This window comes from Bordetella saccharivorans (assembly GCF_045862855.1).
Classification (GTDB): domain Bacteria; phylum Pseudomonadota; class Gammaproteobacteria; order Burkholderiales; family Burkholderiaceae_B; genus Bordetella_A; species Bordetella_A petrii_F.
This window is the reverse complement of the sequence record NZ_BAAFZO010000001.1, coordinates 131,986-149,859: the sequence shown is the minus strand read 5'-3', so window position 1 is coordinate 149,859 and position 17,874 is coordinate 131,986. Positions and strand designations below refer to the sequence as shown.

19 protein-coding genes are annotated in these 17,874 nt (G+C 68.0%); 7 read left to right on the top strand and 12 right to left on the bottom strand.

The features are described from left to right. Window positions 1–34 precede the first annotated feature (34 nt). The 8 genes from ACKTT0_RS00695 to ACKTT0_RS00660 all read right to left on the bottom strand — a co-directional run bounded on the left by ACKTT0_RS00695 (window position 35) and on the right by ACKTT0_RS00660 (window position 10,102). On the bottom strand, window positions 35–802 hold the full coding sequence (locus ACKTT0_RS00695; protein WP_407847288.1) for a siderophore ferric iron reductase: 768 nt from the start codon (window positions 800–802) through the stop codon (window positions 35–37). A 26-nt stretch (window positions 803–828) separates the two neighbouring features. After that, window positions 829–2,721 carry an IucA/IucC family protein gene (locus ACKTT0_RS00690; protein ID WP_407847287.1) on the bottom strand — a complete coding sequence of 631 codons (1,893 nt, stop codon included), beginning with the start codon at window positions 2,719–2,721 and terminating at the stop codon, window positions 829–831. Beyond that, a complete protein-coding gene (locus tag ACKTT0_RS00685; protein WP_407847286.1) occupies window positions 2,718–3,332 on the bottom strand; it encodes a GNAT family N-acetyltransferase in 615 nt (204 codons plus the stop codon). Before ACKTT0_RS00685 ends, ACKTT0_RS00690 begins: the two co-directional genes overlap by 4 nt. Then, the gene (locus ACKTT0_RS00680; RefSeq protein WP_407847285.1) at window positions 3,322–4,566 is read right to left on the bottom strand and encodes an MFS transporter; all 1,245 of its coding nucleotides are present in this window, start codon (window positions 4,564–4,566) and stop codon (window positions 3,322–3,324) included. Before ACKTT0_RS00680 ends, ACKTT0_RS00685 begins: the two co-directional genes overlap by 11 nt. Next, complete coding sequence (locus ACKTT0_RS00675; RefSeq protein WP_407847283.1) at window positions 4,563–5,891, bottom strand: lysine N(6)-hydroxylase/L-ornithine N(5)-oxygenase family protein; 1,329 nt, start codon at window positions 5,889–5,891, stop codon at window positions 4,563–4,565. The genes ACKTT0_RS00680 and ACKTT0_RS00675 overlap by 4 nt, the downstream gene beginning before the upstream one ends. Window positions 5,892–5,966: 75 nt before the next feature. Further along, complete coding sequence (locus ACKTT0_RS00670) at window positions 5,967–8,450, bottom strand: TonB-dependent siderophore receptor (RefSeq protein WP_407847281.1); 2,484 nt, start codon at window positions 8,448–8,450, stop codon at window positions 5,967–5,969. Window positions 8,451–8,568: 118 nt separating this feature from the next. Continuing rightward, entirely contained in the window at window positions 8,569–9,588 is a 1,020-nt protein-coding gene (locus ACKTT0_RS00665) for a FecR domain-containing protein (RefSeq protein WP_407847280.1), read from the bottom strand. Continuing rightward, on the bottom strand, window positions 9,581–10,102 hold the full coding sequence (locus ACKTT0_RS00660) for a sigma-70 family RNA polymerase sigma factor (protein WP_407847279.1): 522 nt from the start codon (window positions 10,100–10,102) through the stop codon (window positions 9,581–9,583). Before ACKTT0_RS00660 ends, ACKTT0_RS00665 begins: the two co-directional genes overlap by 8 nt. Before the next feature lie 381 nt (window positions 10,103–10,483). Here ACKTT0_RS00660 and ACKTT0_RS00655 point away from each other — a divergent pair, with 381 nt between their 5' ends. The 3 genes from ACKTT0_RS00655 (at window position 10,484) to ACKTT0_RS00645 (ending at window position 11,719) form a co-directional block, all read left to right on the top strand. Continuing rightward, window positions 10,484–11,110 carry an N-acetyltransferase gene (locus tag ACKTT0_RS00655; RefSeq protein ID WP_407847278.1) on the top strand — a complete coding sequence of 209 codons (627 nt, stop codon included), beginning with the start codon at window positions 10,484–10,486 and terminating at the stop codon, window positions 11,108–11,110. 33 nt (window positions 11,111–11,143) lie between these two features. Then, window positions 11,144–11,308, top strand: coding sequence for a hypothetical protein (locus ACKTT0_RS00650; protein WP_407847276.1), 165 nt, complete (start codon window positions 11,144–11,146; stop codon window positions 11,306–11,308). Window positions 11,309–11,446: 138 nt separating this feature from the next. Then, window positions 11,447–11,719 (top strand): hypothetical protein, encoded by a 273-nt coding sequence (locus ACKTT0_RS00645; protein WP_407847274.1) that lies wholly within the window; start codon window positions 11,447–11,449, stop codon window positions 11,717–11,719. A gap of 30 nt (window positions 11,720–11,749) precedes the next feature. Here the strand turns inward: ACKTT0_RS00645 and ACKTT0_RS00640 are convergent, their stop codons facing one another. From ACKTT0_RS00640 to ypfJ, 3 genes are all read right to left on the bottom strand, one after another. Then, entirely contained in the window at window positions 11,750–12,514 is a 765-nt protein-coding gene (locus ACKTT0_RS00640) for a DUF1828 domain-containing protein (RefSeq protein ID WP_407847273.1), read from the bottom strand. Beyond that, window positions 12,511–13,047, bottom strand: a complete 537-nt coding sequence (locus ACKTT0_RS00635; protein ID WP_407847271.1) for a hypothetical protein — start codon at window positions 13,045–13,047, stop codon at window positions 12,511–12,513. The genes ACKTT0_RS00640 and ACKTT0_RS00635 overlap by 4 nt, the downstream gene beginning before the upstream one ends. 104 nt (window positions 13,048–13,151) lie before the next feature. Beyond that, a complete protein-coding gene (gene ypfJ / locus ACKTT0_RS00630) occupies window positions 13,152–14,003 on the bottom strand; it encodes a KPN_02809 family neutral zinc metallopeptidase (RefSeq protein ID WP_407847269.1) in 852 nt (283 codons plus the stop codon). 43 nt (window positions 14,004–14,046) lie between these two features. On the opposite strand from ypfJ, the gene ACKTT0_RS00625 reads away from it, so the two are divergent. From ACKTT0_RS00625 to bamC, 4 genes are all read left to right on the top strand, one after another. After that, the gene (locus ACKTT0_RS00625; RefSeq protein ID WP_407847267.1) at window positions 14,047–14,673 is read left to right on the top strand and encodes an L-threonylcarbamoyladenylate synthase; all 627 of its coding nucleotides are present in this window, start codon (window positions 14,047–14,049) and stop codon (window positions 14,671–14,673) included. A 56-nt stretch (window positions 14,674–14,729) separates the two neighbouring features. Next, window positions 14,730–15,377, top strand: coding sequence for a site-2 protease family protein (locus tag ACKTT0_RS00620; protein WP_407847265.1), 648 nt, complete (start codon window positions 14,730–14,732; stop codon window positions 15,375–15,377). An 89-nt stretch (window positions 15,378–15,466) separates the two neighbouring features. Then, window positions 15,467–16,372: a 4-hydroxy-tetrahydrodipicolinate synthase gene (gene dapA, locus ACKTT0_RS00615; RefSeq protein WP_407847264.1), complete on the top strand. Its 906-nt coding sequence runs from the start codon at window positions 15,467–15,469 to the stop codon at window positions 16,370–16,372. 11 nt (window positions 16,373–16,383) lie between these two features. After that, window positions 16,384–17,514 carry an outer membrane protein assembly factor BamC gene (bamC, locus tag ACKTT0_RS00610; RefSeq protein ID WP_407847262.1) on the top strand — a complete coding sequence of 377 codons (1,131 nt, stop codon included), beginning with the start codon at window positions 16,384–16,386 and terminating at the stop codon, window positions 17,512–17,514. A gap of 110 nt (window positions 17,515–17,624) precedes the next feature. Here the strand turns inward: bamC and ACKTT0_RS00605 are convergent, their stop codons facing one another. Continuing rightward, on the bottom strand, window positions 17,625–17,855 hold the full coding sequence (locus tag ACKTT0_RS00605; protein ID WP_081760436.1) for an endopeptidase: 231 nt from the start codon (window positions 17,853–17,855) through the stop codon (window positions 17,625–17,627). Between the last annotated feature and the right edge of the window lie 19 nt (window positions 17,856–17,874).

The window sequence follows — 17,874 nt, the reverse complement described above, 5'->3', positions numbered from 1 at the left end:
CCTGCGGAACGGGCCGGCCGGCGGGCAGGCGCGCTCAGTTGGCGTCGGCCTGCATGCGGCGGATGCGCTCGCCCTGGGTGAGCTTGGGGCAGCTCGCGCATTTGTCGCCGTCGCGGCGACGGAAGTGGTGGCAACAGATCTTCCGGTCCAGCATCAGGGCCGGGTCGCCCCGGGCATTCTGGTAGGCCAGCAGACCGCAGCCGGCGGCCACGCCAATGCCGGACAGCCAGCGGTCGGCCCAGGCCCGGGTCGGCGCGACGTCGGCCCGCGCGCAGCGAGCCGCCAGCAATACCGCGGCCAGCACGCACTCGGCCACGGTGGCGTCGGCGGCTTTGCGCGGCACGGCCAGCACCGGCTGCATCGCGGCGTGCATCCGGGTGCAGAAGCGCGCGACCTCGGCCGCTCCGCGCGCAATGCGCTGTTCCAGCGCGCCGCCGGCTGGCGCATGCGGCGGCAGCCACACGCCATGCGTGAAGCCGTCCCGCGCGGACCAGGGCTGCTGCGCGCCGTCCAGCTGCGGCACGCAGGTGTCCAGGTGCGCGGCCAGCACGCACAGGTAGATGGGCTGCCAGATGGCCAGCCCCCAGCAGCGCATGGACAGGTAATGCGGGCCGGCTTCCGGATGGGCGCGCGCCCAGAAATCGCGCAGGGCCGGCAGGCCGGGGTGGCCCGATTCGGCCGCCACCACCGGTTCGCCGGGCGCCGCCGGGCGGCAGCGCAGCCCGGGCAGCGCCTGGTCCGCGCGCGTGAGCAGGCCCTCCAGGGCTTCCCTGTCGCGCGCTGCCGGCCGGGTGGCCGCCATTCCAGCGCTTTGCGCGGCCTGCAGCATCAGGCCGGCTCGCCGACGGCCGCGTCGACCCGGTCCGGCCGCGCCGCGGCGGCGGGCCGCCGACGGAAGCGGGCGATGGGGTTCTGCAGGTTGCCCGCCATCTTCAGGTTGGCGGCCGGGTCGGCCAGGTTGACCATCTGCAGGTTGTTGCCGAGCTGCAGGCGGTTCAGGCAAGAATGCAGGAACTCCGGCGCGAACATGTCGTACGCGGCATACTTGGCGGCGTTGTCCGGGTGGGCGTCCTGGTAGTCGGACACGCAATCCGCGACCGCCTGCCAGAAGGTGTCTTCGTCGCAGCAGCGGTTTTCCACCAGGACCTGGTTGACATAGCGCAGCACGCCGTCGAACACGTCGATGAAGATGGCCAGCAGCTTGACGTTGTCCGGCACATCCACCGCCAGGCGCTTGACGATATCGGGCATGCGCTCGCGCGCGCCGATGTCGAGCACGGCCGATTCTTCCGCGATGTCCTTCATGATGGCGCGCACCGGCACGCAGCCGTCCATCACCAGGATCAGGTTCTCGCCATGCGGCATGAAGACCAGGTCGTGCCGGTAGAAGCAGTGCAGCAGCGGCGCCAGGTAGGCCTGCAGGTAATGGCGCAGCCACGCCTGCGTGGTCAGCCCGGAACGCCGGATCAGCTCCGGCAGCAGCGCGGCGCCGCGCTGGTCGGTGTGCAGCAGCGCGGCCATGGTCATCAGCTTCTCGCCGGCGCGCAGGCGCGCCAGCGGGTTCTCGCGCCACAGCGCGGAGAACATTTTCTTGTAGGGCGTGTCCGTCGCGACCGCGTCTTCGTAGTAATAGTTACGGAATCCCAGCGAGGCGACTTCCTGCAGCGTGCTGAAGCCGTTGGCCCGTAGGTAGTCGTCGCCGTCGATCAGCGCGGTGATGTAGTGGTTGATGGCCGGCGTGCCGGACATATAGTAAGGCGACAGGCCGCGCATGAAACCCATGTTGAGGATGGACAGCGAGGTCTTCACATAGCGCTTGCCGCGGTCGCTGGTGTTGAAGAAGGTGCGAATGGATTGCTGGGCCAGGTATTCATCCTGGCCGTAGTCCAGGCAGATGATCTTGCGCGCGGCCACGTACGAGGCGAACGCGATCGACAGCTTGTTGTACCACTGCCACGGATGCGCGGGCATGAAGTAGTAGTCGCCCGGATCGCATTGCAGGTCGCGCACCATGGCCGTGAAGCGCGCCACCGTGGCGGTGCCCAGTTCTTCCTGCATCAGGCGCTGGTAGTCCAGGCCGGGCACGCTGGCGAAGGTGGCATTGTCCTTGTGCACGGCCAGCCAGACCACCCGCACCGGTGTGCCGGCTTCCGGCGCATAGGCCTGGTAGTCCACCGCATTGAAGCCCAGGCGGCCGTTGTTGGCCACGAAGCCGGGATGGCCTTCGCTCATGGCGACCTCGATGCGCTGGAAATCGTCGGTCCGGGCCAGTTCGGCGACGTCGGGCGCATCGGGCTTGGCCAGCTTGTAGGCGGCGCCGTACAGGGTGCTGCTGATCTCGTCCAGGTAGATCGGCAGCAGCTCCTCCTTGATGGCCAGCCGCTTGCGCACGTCGATGATGAACTGCAGGGCATCCAGGGGCAGCGCCTGGCCGTCGCGTTCGCGGACGATCGAGTCCGCCGCGATATGCCAGTGGCGCAGGGCCAGCACGCGGGCCGAGAAGCTGTACGTGGTGCGCTCGTCGTCGCTGCGCACCTGGTAGCGGTCCAGGCCGTCGCCGGCCGGTCCCTGCAGCACGGGCTCCAGGATCAGTTCATGCGAATACTCCGACAGGGCCTTGCGCACCAGCCGGCGGTTGCTGGCGGCCCACAGCTCGGGCGTCAGGTGCGTGGCGGCCAGGCCGGGTTGCTGCGACATCTGGGTCAGGGTTGCGGAATTCATGAGTGGACTTCCTCCGGGGTGGCCTGCACGGCATGCTCGAATTGCGCGCGCGTGCAGAAGGCTAGGCTGGCGATCTTCTCTTCGAAGGGCACGTTGCGGTCATAGACGAATCCCATGGCCCGGTTCAGGACATGGATCTTGCGGTTGTCGGCGTCGGGCTCGACCACGATGCGGCGCGCGCCCAGGTGCAGGAACATGAAGCGCATCAGCGCGCGGAACACCGAGCGGGTGTAGCCGGCCACCGGGCGCGCGGCCGGCCCGACGAAGAAGTGCATGCCCAGGTCGCCGGGCTGCGGCGCATAGTGCTGGCGGATGCGGTCGTGGAAAGGGTCGTAGCATTCGGCCATGAAGACCGGCCGGCCGTCGCGCAGTCCCAGGTAGGCGGTGGCGTGTCCGGAGTCCATCAGGGCCTGGTAGATCGCCTGGATCTCGTCCGCCGTCTTGTCCTGCATCAGCCAGAACGTGGCGTAGTCGCGCGTGAACCAGTCGTGCAGCACGGCGATGTCTTGAGGAATGCGCAGCATGCGCAGGACGAAGCCTTCCTGGTCCAGGTAGGGCAGGTTGCCGTCGCCCCGGCGGTGCGCGGTGGATGCGGGAAGTTCAACTGGCATGGGCGGGCGCCTCCAGTTTGTTGGCCGAGGCCGGCCGGCCGCTGTCGTCCTGGTGCGCGGCGCTGGGGACCTTGAGAATCAGCCGGTCCAGCACGGCTGCCAGGACAAAGGCCGCGGCGCCGGCCAGGAAGGGCATGTGCAGGCCGTAGCGGCTGACAATGGCGCCGGCCGCGAACGAGGACAGCAGCACCCCCAGGTTCTGGAAGAAATTGGTCACGGCATAGTCCTGCGCGTAGCGGTCGGGCGTGCTCAGCCGGAACAGGTTGACCTCCAGCTTGACGATGATCTGGAAGATGGCCCAGCCATAGAGGCATCGGCCGATCACCACCAGGACGGGGTCCGGCGCCGCCTGCATCAGCAGGCCGACGATCCCCAGCGCCAGGTTGCCGAGGGTATGGTCGGGCAGCTTGCCGGAGCGCCGGCGTATGCGGGCGTGCACGCGCAGCGCGATGATGGCCAGCACGCCGGGTATGGCGAACACCATGCCCGAGGCCAGCTCCGAGGCATGGTCGCTGATGGCTTGCCAGCGCACCGAGAAGAACGGCCGGATGACAAAGCAGCCGAAGTCGAACACCAGCATGACCATCGCCAGGCGCAGGATCGGCAGGCGCGTGCGCCACGCCGCCGGCAGCGGCGCGGGAGCGGCCGGCGCGGGGGGGCTGCCGGCCTGCCCGCTGACCCGCACGATCTTGCCGCTGCGGATCAGGTGCGCGCATACCGCCATCTGGAAGAAATCGCCCGCCGCCATGGCCATGATGCTGCCCGTCGGCCCCCAGGTCTGCAGCACGAAGCCGCCCACCACCGCGCCGAAGATCGCCCCAAAATGGACCACCACCGACAGGATGCCGACCACCCCCGCATGGGCCTCCTTGGGCGTCAGCTGCATCAGGTACGGGTACATCAGCAGGTAGCTGCTCTTGCACATGAACATCAGCATGGACAGTGTCCAGTACCAGGCCACGTCCGGCGCCCAGTTGCTCAGGACGCTGAACGCGCCGGCGGCCAGCTGCGTCCATACCAGCAGGTGCAGCGGCTCGACGCGGCGCGCCACGCGCGCCCACAGCGGCAGGGTGCACATGACCGCGACGGAAATCGCCGCCACGTACGCGCCGACATGCACCGAGCTGTCCATGCCATAGCGCAGCTGGAAGAACTGCGGGTAGAAGGGGATCAGGATCGCGTCGCTCACGACCGCGAACGCGGTCATGATGATGATGTGCGCCTTCAGTGTCATGCGTGCTCCGGGATGGGGACGAACTGTTCGTCGACGGGCACGGCGAAATCCTGCAGCGCGATGCGCTGCTCGATCTTGTAGTGCTCGACCCCGGTCAGCTCGCGGATGATGCACGAGTTGCGGTAGCAGCTCATGCCCAGGTCGGGGTTGGTCAGGCCGTGGGTATGCATGCCCGCGTTCTGCACGAATATCTCGTTGCCGTTCAGGTCGGCCGCGTAATTGCGCGACAGCCGGTAGCGGCCATGGCTGTCCCAGCGTATGCGCTCGCGGATGCCGGATACGAAGGGCGGGATGTTCTGGTTGTAGCCCGTGGCGAACAGCACCGTGTCGGTGCGGTGCGTGTAGCGGGCGCGGTAGTCGATCTGCTCGAAATCCAGTTCGTAGCCGTCGCGCCCGGCGTCGTAGCGGCAGGCCTGGACTTCGCAGTTGGTGATGAGGTGGGTGCGTAGGTCGCCCTGGCGACGGCGGTCGTCCAGCAGGTCGTAGATCTGGTTGATCAGGCTGGCGTTGACCCCCTTGTACAGGCTGTCCTGCTTGCTGATGATCTCCGTCTTGGTGGCGTCCGGCAGGTTGAAGAAGTAATCGATGTAATCGGGCGAGATCATCTCCAGCGTGAGCTTGGTGTTCTCCATCTGGAAAAAGCGCGGCGAGCGGGTGATCCAGGTCAGCGTGTAGTCGCGGCCGGCGCCGGATTTCAGCAGGTCGTAGTAGATCTCCGCGGCGCTCTGGCCGCTGCCCACGATGGTGATGGATTTGCGCTGCTGCAGCAGGTGCTTGTGCGCGATGTAGTCGGCCGAATGCAGGTAGCGGTGGTTCTCATCGCGGCAGCACGGCGGGAAGGCGGGCACCGATCCCACGCCCAGCACCAGCTTGCGGCAGCGATGGACGAACGGCTCCCGGCCGGGGCCCCGGACGCCGGTGACCACGTACTCCCCGCGCTGGGCGTCGTGGCTGATGTCCTGCACTTCGTGGCCGAAGCGGATGTTGCCGAGCCTGGCGATGGCCCATTTGCAATAGCGGTTGTATTCCGCGCGGGTCAGGTAGAAGTTCTCGCGGATGTAGTACGAGTAGATCTTGCCTTCCTGCTTGCAATAGTTCAGGAAGCTGAAGGGGCTCTGCGGGTCCGCCAGGCTGACCAGGTCCGCCAGGAACGGGTTCTGCAGCGTGGTGTTGTCGATTAGCATGCCGGGGTGCCAGTCGAACGACGCGTTGCGCTCCAGGAAGACGCCGCGCAGTCCCGCTATGGGCTCGGCCAGGCAGGCCAGGCTGAGATTGAATGGCCCCAGGCCGATGGCAATGAAGTCGTAAGCATCCTCGTTTCTCACTTCGGGTCTCCAAATGCTCATGCCCGTCGGAGGACCTTCCCCCGGCCGGCGATTCCAGGCGCGGCATGCGCGCATCTACCACTGGTAAGAGAGCGTGGCCATGACATTGCGGGCCTCGCCCCAATAGCAGTTCTCCATGCTGATGCAGGAGGCAACGTACGTCTTGTCGAACAGGTTGGTGGCGGCGACGCGCAGGCTGCTGCCCTTGAGGGCGGGCGCGAAGCGGCCGAGATCCACGTGCACCATCATGTCGACCAGCGTGTAGGGGTCGACCTTGAGCGAATTGGCGTTGTCCACCCAGGTGGTGCCCACGTAGCGCACGCCGGCGCCCAGGGTGACGCCGGGGGTGAACTGCCAGTCCATCCAGGCCGAGGCCATGTGGCGGGGCGCCTGGTACGGCGTATTGCCCTCGTAGCCGTCGGCCGATTCCCGGATGGTCATGTTGTTGAGCGTGTAGCTGGCCAGCAGCGCCAGGTTGTCGGTGAGCTGGGACCGGACCTCCAGTTCCAGGCCGCGCGAGCGGACCTTGCCGGTGGGCTCGTAGAACGACTGGGTGGGCGCGCGCGACGCCACGTTGTCCTGCGTCAGCTGGTACACCGCGGCCGAGATGTAGCTCTCGCTGCCGGGCGGCTGGTAGCGGATGCCGGCCTCGTACTGCTCGCTGGTGGTTGGCTCGAGCAACTGGCCCTGCTGGTCCGTACGGATGCTCGGGTTGAAGCCGTCGGCGTAGCTCACGTACGGCGCGATGCCGTTGTCGAACAGGTAGACCGCGCCCGCCCGCTTGGTGAATTTCGAGCCCTTCCAGCTGGCCGCCGCGCCGGCGTACTCGTTGGTGACGCGCGCATGGTCCTGGCGCAGGCCCAGGGTGAAGCGCCACTTGTCCCAGGCGATCTGGTCCTGCAGGTACACGCCGGTCTGTTCCAGGCGGCGGTCTACCGGGTCCCTGGCCAGCCCGACCAGGTTGGGCTGCCCGTATTGCGGGTCGAGCACGTTGATGGGATCCGCGCCGCCGGACTCCCAGTAGCCGTCGAGCTTGCGACGCTGGTAGTCCAGCCCGCCCAGCAGCGTGTGCTTGAGCGCGCCCGTCTCGAAGCGTCCCTCGAACTGGTTGTCGATGGTGTAGGCGCGCATCTGTTCGTGCGCCCCGGCGTAGTAGCGCGTCAGGCTGTCCGGGCCGGCCCAGCCGTAGCCGTACACCTGCTCCAGTTTCACGTCGGTCCACAGGTGGCGGAAGTTCTGCCGGAACGTCAGCCGGTCGTTGAAATCATGCTCGAACTGGTAGCCCAGCATGCGCTGGGTGCGTTCGTACTTGTTCGCGCTGGGATCGCCGTCGAAGAAACTGCGCGGCACGCGCTGGCCGTTGTGGTCGTTGGTGACGCTGGCGTCGGCCGGCACGGCGCCGTGGTAGCTGCCCTCCGGATCGTGCTGCAGGTAGGCCTGCAACAGCAGCCGCGTGCGGTCCGAGAAATTGATGTGCAGCGACGGCGCCACGCCATAGCGTTCCTCCTTCACATGGTCGAACTGGGTGTCCAGCTTGCGCCCCATGGCCGTCAGGCGGTAGGCCACCTTGCCGTCCTCGTCGACCGGGCCGGCCAAGTCCACGCCGGCTTCGTAGCGGTCGCGGTTGCCCGCGCTCACTTCCACCTGGCGGTAGGGCTCGTAGAGCGGCCGCTTGCTCGTCAGCGCCACCACGCCGCCGGGCGAGGAGCGGCCATACAGCACGGAGGCGGGCCCGCGCAGCACTTCGGCGCGCTCCAGGAAATACGGGTCGACCTGCGTGGCGGTGTAGCTGCCCTGGTCGCTCAGTGTGCGCAGCCCGTCCAGCAGGGTGTTGTCGACGCTATTGTCATTGAAGCCGCGCAGGGCCACGTAGTCATAGCGGTTGGTCGCGCCGACCAGGGCAGTGAACGCGCCCGGGGTGTAGTTCAGCGCTTCGGACACGCTGCGCGGCTTCTGGTCGTCGAGCTGCTTGCGCGTGATGACCGAGACCGATTGCGGCGTCTCGATCAACGGCGTGTCGGTCTTGGTGCCCGCGGCGCTGCGCGTGGCCACCAGGCTGTCGCCGGCGCTCAAGGCGGTTTGCGCGCTGGCCGAGACGGTGACCGCGTCCAGCGTGGTCACCGGGCCGGAGGCGGCCGGGCGGCGGCGCAGCACGTAGCCGCCGTTGCGCGCCGGCACCGCTTCGAGCGGCGTGCCCGCCAGCAGCCGGGCCAGGCCTTCGGACACGCTATAGCGGCCATTCAGTCCCGGCGTGCGCAGCCCGGCCGTCAGGGCCGGGTCCGCCGCCACCATGACTCCCGCCGTCGCGCCCAGCGCGCTCAGCGCATTGTCGAGCGGGCCCGCCGGAATGGCGTATTGCCGTTGTTGTGCCGCTGTCGCCTGCGTGGCCTGCGCGGCGGCCTGCGGGGCGGCGCACGCCAGCATGGCGGCGCCGCACAGCAGCCGCAGCGTCGCCAGCGCCGCGCGTTGCCGCGCGCGCGGCGTCAAGGGAACCTTGGTCGTCTCCTGGGCGCGCGGCCGGATCCGGCCGGCCGCGTGCCATCGATGGCCTGGTGCCATATTTGTTTTCCTGTGTGATTTATTAAGGTAAGGGAGCGCCGCGCATCGCGGCGCCTTCACACACAGGACACGCGAGAACCGGGAATCTGCCCGGCCGTTACAATTTTCTTGGCGAAAGTCATGCCGCCTGGATGCTGGCCCAGTAGCGGGTGCGATAGATCACCCGCACCGGCAGCACTTCTTCCAGCATGCGCAGCGCCGCGTCGGTGTCGTCCACGGGAAAAGCGCCGGTCACGGCCAGGCGCGCCGCCGCCGGCTCGCAGCGCACCAGGCCGGCCCGATAGCGCTCGAGTTCCGCCGCGAAGCGCGCCAGCGGCATGCGGCTGGCCACCATCATGCCGCGGTCCCAGGCCGCCTCGGCCGCCGGTGCCGCCAGCGCGCGCGCAGCCTGTATCTGGCGCGCGTCGAAGCACAGGGATTCCCCGGCATGGACCACCGCGTCGATGCCAGGACTGGCGCTGGGGGCGACCTGGACCGCGCCTTCCAGGACCGCGACGCGCACGCTGCCTGCTTCGTCGTCGAACTGGCGCGCGGTGAACTGCGTGCCGATGGGCCGCAGGCTGCCGCTCGCGGTGCGCACGAACAGCGGCCGGTGTTCGTCGCGGGCGGTCGTCACCAGGATTTCGCCCTGGCGCAACCAGATCTGCCGCACGGTCTCGGTCATGTCGACGTCGATCGCGCTGCGCGTGTTCAGCACGACCCGGGTCCCGTCGGCCAGCGTGAGCGCCAGCCGCTCGCCCGTGCCGGTGCGGTGGGCGGCCAGCCAGGGCGGCGCCGCCGTGCCCGCCGCGCGCCAGCCCACGGTGGCCAGGCCGCCGGCCAGCAGCGCCAGCTTGATGGCATTGCGCCGGCTGTCGCGCGCGGCGGCCTGGTCCAGGGCGGTGCTGGCGATGCGCGGGTCGGTATAGGCGCGCGTGGTGGCCAGGTCGCGCGCCAGAGCGTTCATGCGCTGCCAGGCGCATTCGTGGTCCGGGTCGGCCGCGCGCCATCGATCGCAGGCCAGCCGCACGGCGGCGGTGTCGTCGCATTGCAGCCGGGCCACCCACTGGGCTGCCTGCAGCACCACCGGCCGCGGCAGTTTGCGGCCTACGCCGCCCAGCGGCGCGAACAGGGCCCGCGGGCCGGCCGGCTCAGGCATAGACAGCCATGTAGCAGTGCTGCAGCCCGCTGATCACTGCCTTTTGCACCACGTTGACGGTGACCTGCAATTGCGCGGCGATGTCCTTGTACGGCATGTCCTCCAGCTGGGCCATCAGGAATATGCGGCGCGTGCGCGCGGGCATGCCGTCCAGCACGGCATAGACCGCTTCCAGCGCTTCGATCAACAGTCGCTGGGTTTCGGGGGAAGGGGCGGTCAGTTCGGGCCGGGCGGCCAGCGCCTCCAGGTATGCCCGTTCCAGCGCGGCGCGGCGGAACCGGTTGCGCATCAGGTTGTTGGCAATGGCGCTCAGGTAGCTGCGGGGTTCATGCAGATCCTCGCGCGCGGGGGTTTTCATGACCCGTTCGAACGTATCCTGGGCCAGGTCGGCGGCATCGTCCCGATTGCCCAGTTTGCGTCGCAGCACGCCTTCCAGCCATCCGTGGTGGTCGCGGTACAGGTTGTGGACATTCTGGCGGTGAGCCGCTTCGGCGTGGTGTGTGGCAGTGGGCACCCGGACCTCCGGCAACATTCATGAATGAAAACCATTATCAATTCTAATCCATGTTATTGCCATCGCCGAGTGGCAACCGTTTGCTTCGCGAGGCGGTCCGCGGGGCGGGATAAGTTGTTGAAAGGAAAATAAAAAGCTAGGATACGGGCATGTTGCCGCCGCGCGCGGCCCCCACCATGCGGCCCCTCGATCGAGGGGCCGCACGTTTTTTTGTGTTTTTGTTTTTCCTGCACGACGGAGTGCGCGCATGAATCCGACTTTCCCGGCTGTCCGGCTCAATCCGGCGGCCATTTTCGACGACCCCTGACTGACGACACGCTATAGGAGATTGCCGTGCCTACGCTGGCGCTGGGCGCTTTTCCCGGGTGGCTGACCCGCATCATGGAACTGCGCATCGACGTTGACCCAGGTTCCTGGAAACTGGATAACGAACTGGATTCCCTGTATTCCCGCATCACCCGCCCGGGTGACCGCCTTCACGACATGCCGGAGGTCAAGACCGAAATCCCTGGGCTGGTGCTCCGCTACCGCGAGGCGGACGGCGAGTTCTATGTCTATCTGGTGGATCAGGCGCGCGGCAGGCTGGCCGGCTATACGGTATTCAATCGCCTGGTCGAGGTCGGCCGGCGCGCCGACCCATACCTGCGGGCGCCGCATTCCAAATACGACCAGCCTTACCAGCGCCGCGGCCTCGCGGCGGCGGTGTACCGGTGGGCGCTGGAGGCGGGTCAATGCCTGATCACCGGGGCGCGCCAGTCGGGCGCGGCGCGCGCGCTGTGGCAGTCGCTGGCGCGGCATTACGAGTCCGGCTATGTGGATGTGCGGCGCAAGACGCTGACGCACCTCGGGCCGCAAGTGGCCGAAACCGTCCTGCATGACCTGCACACGCGCATGGTCCTGCTGGGACGGGGATGGACCTGGGATACGCTGGCGGGCGCCGCCGGCATCCGCATGCCGGACGCGACTTTGTTACGTCATGAGCCATCCGGTCATGGTGTTCCGCTCTAGAATCCGCCCGGGACTGAACCAGGAGGTATTCCCATGAAGATCTTGATGGCCGGCCTGGCGCTGGCTGCGATGCTGGCCGGTTGCGCGGTCTACACGCCGTCCGGCTCGGTGGTGGTCGACCCTCATGGCGACGGCTACTACCATGGCGGCGGCGGTGGTTTCTGTCCGCCGGGCCAGGCCAAGAAAGGCAATTGCTGATCCAGCCTGCCGCCCCCTGCAAGGGCCCGTCCAGGCGGGCCCTTGCACTTTCTGGCGGGCCCGCGGGCAGGCTCGTTACAAAACTTATCAAGCGTGTGACGAAATGCGCGGTATGCTGGCCCTAGTGAGGGCCTTCTAGTGCATCAAAACAACTTGATCTACAAGGGATACCGCCTGACCGCCAAGGTCGCCCGCGGCATCCCCGCCAACGTGGCCGCGGAGTCGGGCTCCCCCGTCTTTACCGCATCGGTGCTCGTGGTGCAGGCCGACGCGGTCCAGGAAGACGGCGACGAATACACCGTACCCAGTTTTGCCGACGGCAGCTTCGTCTACAGCCCGCGCGAAGCGGTGCACGAAGCCATCAGCCACGGCTGCGCCATCGTCGATGCCCTGACCGGGGTGGTCAACTAGCGATAAGCGCCGGCCGGTTCCGGCGGCGCATCAGTCGGCGAAAATCTCGCCCCAGTTGCGGGTCTTGCCCAGGGGCCGGACGACGGCGGACTGCTCCAGTATGGACACCGCCTTGGCGTATTCCTCGGCCGACGCGCCATCCTCCAGGATGACCATGCGGCCGCTGCGGGCGTCCGCCATCTTTACGTCGGCCATCTTGCCGTGGGTCTGGTAGACCTGCGTCCAGTCCATTTTCTTGCCGGCTTTCAGGGCAATCGGCTCGATGTAGGTCAGCCAGGCGCCGCTGGCGCTGCGCACCGCATAGGCGAAATCGGCGGTGGTGCCGCTGCTGCCCTGCGCCTTGGCGCCCTGCAGCAGGCGCGCGCGGCCCAGCGCTTCGCCCAGCACGCGGCCGACCTCGGCGCGAAAGCGCAGCCGGCTGAATTTCGGCATCCACTGGCCGCACTGGAACGACAGCGCCGTCACCAGCCGGACGGCGTCCCACAGGGCCTCCTGCAATTGGCTGGCCTGGCCGGAGGCGACGATGGCGCCGGTCTTGTCAAAGCGCGCCAGGCAGACGCCGGGCGTCAGGTTCAGCAGTTCCAGCCGCTTGGGGTTCATGTCCACGCCGTAGGCGGCCGCATGCATGGCGGCCTCTCCGGCATCGGTCAGGTAGAACGACTGCTCGTCGGGCTGGGCGATGAAGAAGGCGGCGTGCTGGCCATCGAGGCCCATGGCCACGGGCGTCACGGCGCGCACGGCATGTTCGCCGGCCGGCAGGACGGTCCAGCCGGCGGCTTGCAGGAACGAGGTCATAGCAGCAATTCGATCTGGCGGCCCTTGAGCGGATGCGCGAAGCCTCCGGCCAGGGTCAGGTTGGCGCATTGCAGGAAATACGGGATCAGGGCGGCGATGTCGTGCAGCGCCGGCTCCACCGGCTCGGCATAGCCTTCGCCCTCGTCGTGCCACAGGTGCCGGTGAGTGCGCTCGGTCAGCGTCTGCCGGTAGTGCGGGCGGCCCGTGCCCGCCAGGCTGGTGTGGAAGGCCTCGCCGGTGTCCACGCCCAGCACGCGATGCGGCCCGATGAACAGGCTGGCCGAACAGGCCTCGCGCATGGCGATGACGGCCTGTCCGTGCACGGCGGTGCGGGCCGGCCGGTAGACGGCGCGAAAAATGATGTCGTCGCGCGCCTCGCCGCGCAGCCGGCAGGCCGAGGCGAATTCCATCCACTGGACGTGGCTGGCGGACGGCCGGGGCGCCCAGGCCACCGGTTTGACGGTCTCCTTGGCTTCCGCCAGGATGTCGCGGACTTCCGCCGCGGTGATGAGAGGAGCTTGCGTATTGGCCATGGGCCGCTGATGTGGTCTCGTATGATGCGATGCGCCGGCCAGGGGGCCGGCGCGAGGGGGCGTAATCTTACAAGAAGGCGGCGCGCTTGCGCCGGCCCGCGGTATCAAAGCGTGTCGGTGCCGAACGTGTCGCACTGGCGCAGGTCGCCGCTGTCCAGGCCGCGCTTGAACCAGCGCACGCGCTGCGCCGACGAGCCATGCGTGAAGGCGTCCGGCACCACGTAGCCCTGGCTCTGCTTCTGCAGCGTATCGTCGCCGATCGCGGTGGCCGCGTTGAGGCCTTCCTCGATGTCGCCGGTCTCCAGGATATTGCGCGCCTGGTCGGCCTGGCGCGCCCACAGGCCGGCGAAACAGTCGGCCTGCAGTTCCATGCGCACCGACAGCGCGTTGGCCTGGCCGGGATTGCGCTGGCGCAGGCGGTCCACTTGCTCGGCGATGCCGAGCAAGTGCTGCACATGGTGGCCCACTTCATGCGCAATGACATAGGCCTGGGCGAAGTCGCCCGGCGCGTTCAGGCGTCGCTCCATTTCGTCGAAGAAGCTCAGGTCGATGTAGACCTTGCTGTCGGCGGGGCAGTAGAACGGGCCCATGGCGGCCTGGCCGGTGCCGCAGGCGGTGGGCGTGGCCCCGCGGAACAGCACCAGCCTGGGCGCCACGTACTGGCGGTTCAGGTTCTGCTGGAAAATGGCGCTCCAGGTGTCTTCGGTTTCGCCCAGCACCTTGGCCACGAAGCGGGCCTGCGGGTCGTCGGCGGGCGGCTGCGCGGGGGCCTGCTGTTCCAGCGGGGCGGGGCCTTCGGCCATCTGCAGGACCACCGAGGGATCGACGCCGAAATAGATGGCGACCAGCGCCAGCACGATGGTGCCGATGCCCACCGACCCGCGCCTGCCCAGGCGGGGGCCGCGCGAGCGGCGGTCTTCGATATTCTGGCTTTCCCGCGAATCATCCATGCGCATGTTGTTTCTCCTGAGCTGGCGCCGAGGATGCTAGGATAAACCCATGGCCCTCTTTTTCTCCATCCATCCCGATAATCCCCAGCCGCGGCTGCTGAAGCAGGCTGCGCAGTGGCTCGATGACGGCGGGCTGGTCGCGGTGCCCACCGATTCCAGCTATGCCGTCGCCGCCCACCTGGACGACAAGGCCGCCGCCGACGCGCTGCGCCGCCTGCGCGGCCTGGACGAGCGCCATCACCTGACCCTGTTGTGCCGCGACCTGGCCGAAATCGGCCATTTCGCGCGGGTCGACAACCGCCAGTACCGGCTGCTCAAGGCCGCCACGCCCGGACCCTGGACCTTCATCCTGGAGGCCACGCGCGAAGTGCCGCGCCGCGTTTCGCATCCGTCGCGCAAGACCATCGGCATCCGCGTGCCGCAGCACGCGGTCACGCTGGCGCTGCTCGAGCAGGTCGGCGCGCCGCTGCTGTCGACCACCCTGATCCCCAAGGGCGAAGACACGGCCCTGAACGACGCGGAAGAAATCCGCGAGCGCTATACGCACGATCTCGCGGCCATCATCGACGCGGGCGCATGCCCGCAGTCGCCCACCACGGTCATCGACCTCACGGGCGGCGAGCCGGCCGTGCTGCGGCGCGGGCGGGGCGACCCGGCGACCCTGGGCCTGGCCTGAACACCCGGGCCGGCCGGCATGGCCGGCCCGTCCGCAAGGGTACAATCCCGCAGGCCATGTCCGAACTCATCCAGACCCTCGCGATCTACGCGATCCCCGTCATCTTCGCCATCACGCTGCACGAGGCGGCGCACGGCTACGTGGCGCGCATGCTGGGCGACCCCACGGCCGAGCAGGCCGGGCGCATCAGCCTGAATCCCATGCGCCACATCGATCCGGTCGGCACGCTGCTGGTGCCGGTCGCCATCCTGCTGATGTCCAAGCTGATGGGCGGGCCGGGCATGCTGTTCGGCTGGGCCAAGCCCGTGCCGGTCGACTTCGGCCGGCTGCGCCGCCCCAAGAAGGACATGCTGTGGGTGGCGCTGGCCGGGCCGGCGGCCAACCTGGCCATGGCCATCCTGTGGGTCATCTCCATGCGGCTGTACCTGGCCGGCGGCATCACCGAAGGCTACTGGTACCAGATGGCCATGGCCGGCATCAACGTCAACCTGGTCCTGATGGCCCTGAACCTGCTGCCCATCCCGCCGCTGGACGGCGGGCGCGTGGTCTTCAGCCTGCTGCCCAACCGCATGGCGTGGCAGTACTCGCGCATCGAGCCCTATGGCCTGGTGATCGTGCTGCTGCTGCTGGTGACCGACGTGCTCTGGGTGCTGATGCGGCCCGTGATGGAACTGGGGACAACCATCGTTACCTGGTTCTTGTAGGCGTTGGCGGAATATCCGTTAAACTCGGCGATTCGACTGACTCAGATATATCGCCCAGGGCGTCCCGTCCTGGCCCGGAGCCCATTTTCATGGCATCCCCCGATTCCGCCGCAACACCTATTTTCCAGGGCAGCATGGTGGCGCTGGTCACCCCCATGCAACCCGATGGCAGCCTCGATTACGCTGCCTACCGGTCGCTGATCGACTGGCATGTCGCCGAAGGCACCGACGCGCTGGTGGTGGTCGGCACCACGGGCGAATCGCCCACCGTCTCGATGGAAGAGCACGCCGAACTGATCCGCGTGGCCGTCGAGCACGCCGCGGGCCGCATCCCGGTCATTGCCGGGGTGGGCGCCAACTCCACCGACGAGGCCATCCACCTGGCGCGCCATGCCAAGGCGGTTGGCGCGCAAGCCGGCCTGTCGGTCGTGCCGTACTACAACAAGCCGTCCCAGGAAGGCCTGTACCGGCACTTCCGCGCCATCGCCGAGGCGGTCGACCTGCCGACCGTGCTGTACAACGTGCCGGGCCGCACCGTGGCCGACATGTCCAACGAAACGGTGCTGCGGCTGGCCCAGGTGCCGGGCATCATCGGCATCAAGGACGCCACCGGCGACATCGGCCGCGGCGCGCTGCTGATGCGCGAGGCGCCGGCCGGCTTCCAGGTGTTCAGCGGCGACGATCCCACCGCCACCGCGCTCATCCTGCTCGGCGCGCGGGGCAACATCTCCGTCACGGCCAACGTGGCGCCCCGGCTCATGCACGAGCTGTGCGCCGCCGCGTTGGCGGGCGACGTCTCCAGGGCGCGCGAACTTAATGCGCGCCTGGCGCGTCTAAACAAGGCCTTGTTCGTCGAGGCCAATCCTATTCCTGTGAAATGGGCGCTGGCCCAGATGGGTCGTACCGCGCTGGGCTACCGGCTGCCGCTGGTGGAGCTCGGCTCGCAGCACCACGACACGGTACGCCGCGCGCTCCAGGAAACGGGCCTGCTCTAAATATAGTGAGGATGCGTATGAACCAACGTCATGCCGCGGCGTCGGCATTGATGGCCCTGACGTTGCTGGCGGGCTGCAGCGAGGTCAACGAGTTGCTCGGCAACGAAGATTCGGTCGACTACAAAAGCACGCGGCGCGGCGATCCGCTCAGTATCCCGCCCGACCTGACCCAGGCCTCCAGCGATCCCCGCTACCGGGCGCCCGCGTCGGGCAGCACCACCTATTCGCAGTACCAGCAGCAGGGCCAGCAGCAGCAAGTGGCCAGCGTCGCGCAGAACAGCAACGTGCTGCCGCAGCGCGACGACATGCGCGTCGAGCGCGACGGCGACCTGCGCTGGCTGGTCGTGCAGCGTCCGCCCGAAGAAGTCTTCCCCAAGGTGGTCGACTTCTGGACCGAAACCGGCTTCACGGTCAGCACCAACAGCCCGCAGGCCGGCCTGATCGAAACCGACTGGGCGGAAAACCGCGCCAAGATCCCCGAAAGCTGGCTGCGCCAGGCGCTCGGGTCGATCCTGGACACCGCCTGGGATAGCGGCGAGCGCGAGAAATTCCGCACCCGCCTGGAGCGCGTCGACGGCCACACCGAGATCTACATCTCGCACCAGCAGATGATCGAAGAGCGCTCGGGTCCCGACGAGGCCCAGGTCCACTGGGAACACGGCAAGGAAGATCCCGGCCTGAACGCCGCCATGCTGGCGCGGCTGATGGTCTACCTGGGCACCGACGTCGACAGCGCCCGCAAGCTGGTGGCGCAGGCCGAGGCCTCGCCGCAGGCGCCGGCGGTACAGGACGTGCACGCCAATGGCGCCATGCTGGTGGTCGACGAATCCTTCGACCGCGCCTGGCGCCGGGTCGGCGTGGCGCTCGATTCCGGCGGCTTCGCGGTCGACGATCGCGACCGTTCGGCCGGCGAATACTTCGTCCGCTATGTCGATACCGATACCGGCGCGCAGCAGGACCAGCCCGGCTTCTTCAGCCGCCTGTTCTCGGGCGACAAGCGGGCCCAGGCCGCGCAGTACCGCATCCACCTGGCGGAAAGCGGGGCGCAGACCCAGGTCACGGTGCTCGACAGCAACGGCCAGCGCGACAGCAGCGCTACCGCCCAACGCCTGCTCAGCGTCCTGAAGGACAAGATGATCTGACCTTCCGCGGGCCCCGCGCCCGCGAAAACGAAAAAGGCCGCGACATTGCTGTCGCGGCCTTTTTCGTTTGGCGGGCCAGGCCCGTCAGGGCCAAAGCGGCGGTCGCCGGATTACGACGAAGGCGTGGTGCTGCCGCTGGTGCCGCCGGTGCCGCCGCCGGGCGTGGTGGAGCTGTCCGGAGCCGGGGTGGTGGGAGCCGGCGTGCTGGGCGCGGGGCTCGAGGGCGCCGGCATCGTGGTAGAGGGTTCGGAGCCGCCAGGGCTCGCGGTGTCTTCTTTCTTGTCGCAAGCGGTCAGCGCGACGGCAACTACCGAAGCAAGAATCAAGGTTTTGCTGATCATGTTGAGACTCCTGTTAGGT

Bases quoted from the DNA above. Each gene is read 5' to 3' on its own strand.
- ACKTT0_RS00640 (WP_407847273.1), bottom strand. From the start codon at position 12,514: ATGACCTCGTTCCTGCAAGCCGCCGGCTGGACCGTCCTGCCGGCCGGC.
- ACKTT0_RS00605 (WP_081760436.1), bottom strand. From the start codon at position 17,855: ATGATCAGCAAAACCTTGATTCTTGCTTCGGTAGTTGCCGTCGCGCTG.
- ACKTT0_RS00670 (WP_407847281.1), bottom strand. From the start codon at position 8,450: ATGGCACCAGGCCATCGATGGCACGCGGCCGGCCGGATCCGGCCGCGC.
- bamC (WP_407847262.1), top strand. From the start codon at position 16,384: ATGCGTATGAACCAACGTCATGCCGCGGCGTCGGCATTGATGGCCCTG.
- ACKTT0_RS00685 (WP_407847286.1), bottom strand. From the start codon at position 3,332: ATGCCAGTTGAACTTCCCGCATCCACCGCGCACCGCCGGGGCGACGGC.
- ACKTT0_RS00655 (WP_407847278.1), top strand. From the start codon at position 10,484: ATGGAACTGCGCATCGACGTTGACCCAGGTTCCTGGAAACTGGATAAC.
- ACKTT0_RS00680 (WP_407847285.1), bottom strand. From the start codon at position 4,566: ATGACACTGAAGGCGCACATCATCATCATGACCGCGTTCGCGGTCGTG.
- ACKTT0_RS00665 (WP_407847280.1), bottom strand. From the start codon at position 9,588: ATGCCTGAGCCGGCCGGCCCGCGGGCCCTGTTCGCGCCGCTGGGCGGC.
- ACKTT0_RS00625 (WP_407847267.1), top strand. From the start codon at position 14,047: ATGGCCCTCTTTTTCTCCATCCATCCCGATAATCCCCAGCCGCGGCTG.
- ACKTT0_RS00695 (WP_407847288.1), bottom strand. From the start codon at position 802: ATGGCGGCCACCCGGCCGGCAGCGCGCGACAGGGAAGCCCTGGAGGGC.
- ACKTT0_RS00690 (WP_407847287.1), bottom strand. From the start codon at position 2,721: ATGAATTCCGCAACCCTGACCCAGATGTCGCAGCAACCCGGCCTGGCC.
- ACKTT0_RS00620 (WP_407847265.1), top strand. From the start codon at position 14,730: ATGTCCGAACTCATCCAGACCCTCGCGATCTACGCGATCCCCGTCATC.
- ACKTT0_RS00635 (WP_407847271.1), bottom strand. From the start codon at position 13,047: ATGGCCAATACGCAAGCTCCTCTCATCACCGCGGCGGAAGTCCGCGAC.
- ACKTT0_RS00650 (WP_407847276.1), top strand. From the start codon at position 11,144: ATGAAGATCTTGATGGCCGGCCTGGCGCTGGCTGCGATGCTGGCCGGT.
- ypfJ (WP_407847269.1), bottom strand. From the start codon at position 14,003: ATGCGCATGGATGATTCGCGGGAAAGCCAGAATATCGAAGACCGCCGC.
- dapA (WP_407847264.1), top strand. From the start codon at position 15,467: ATGGCATCCCCCGATTCCGCCGCAACACCTATTTTCCAGGGCAGCATG.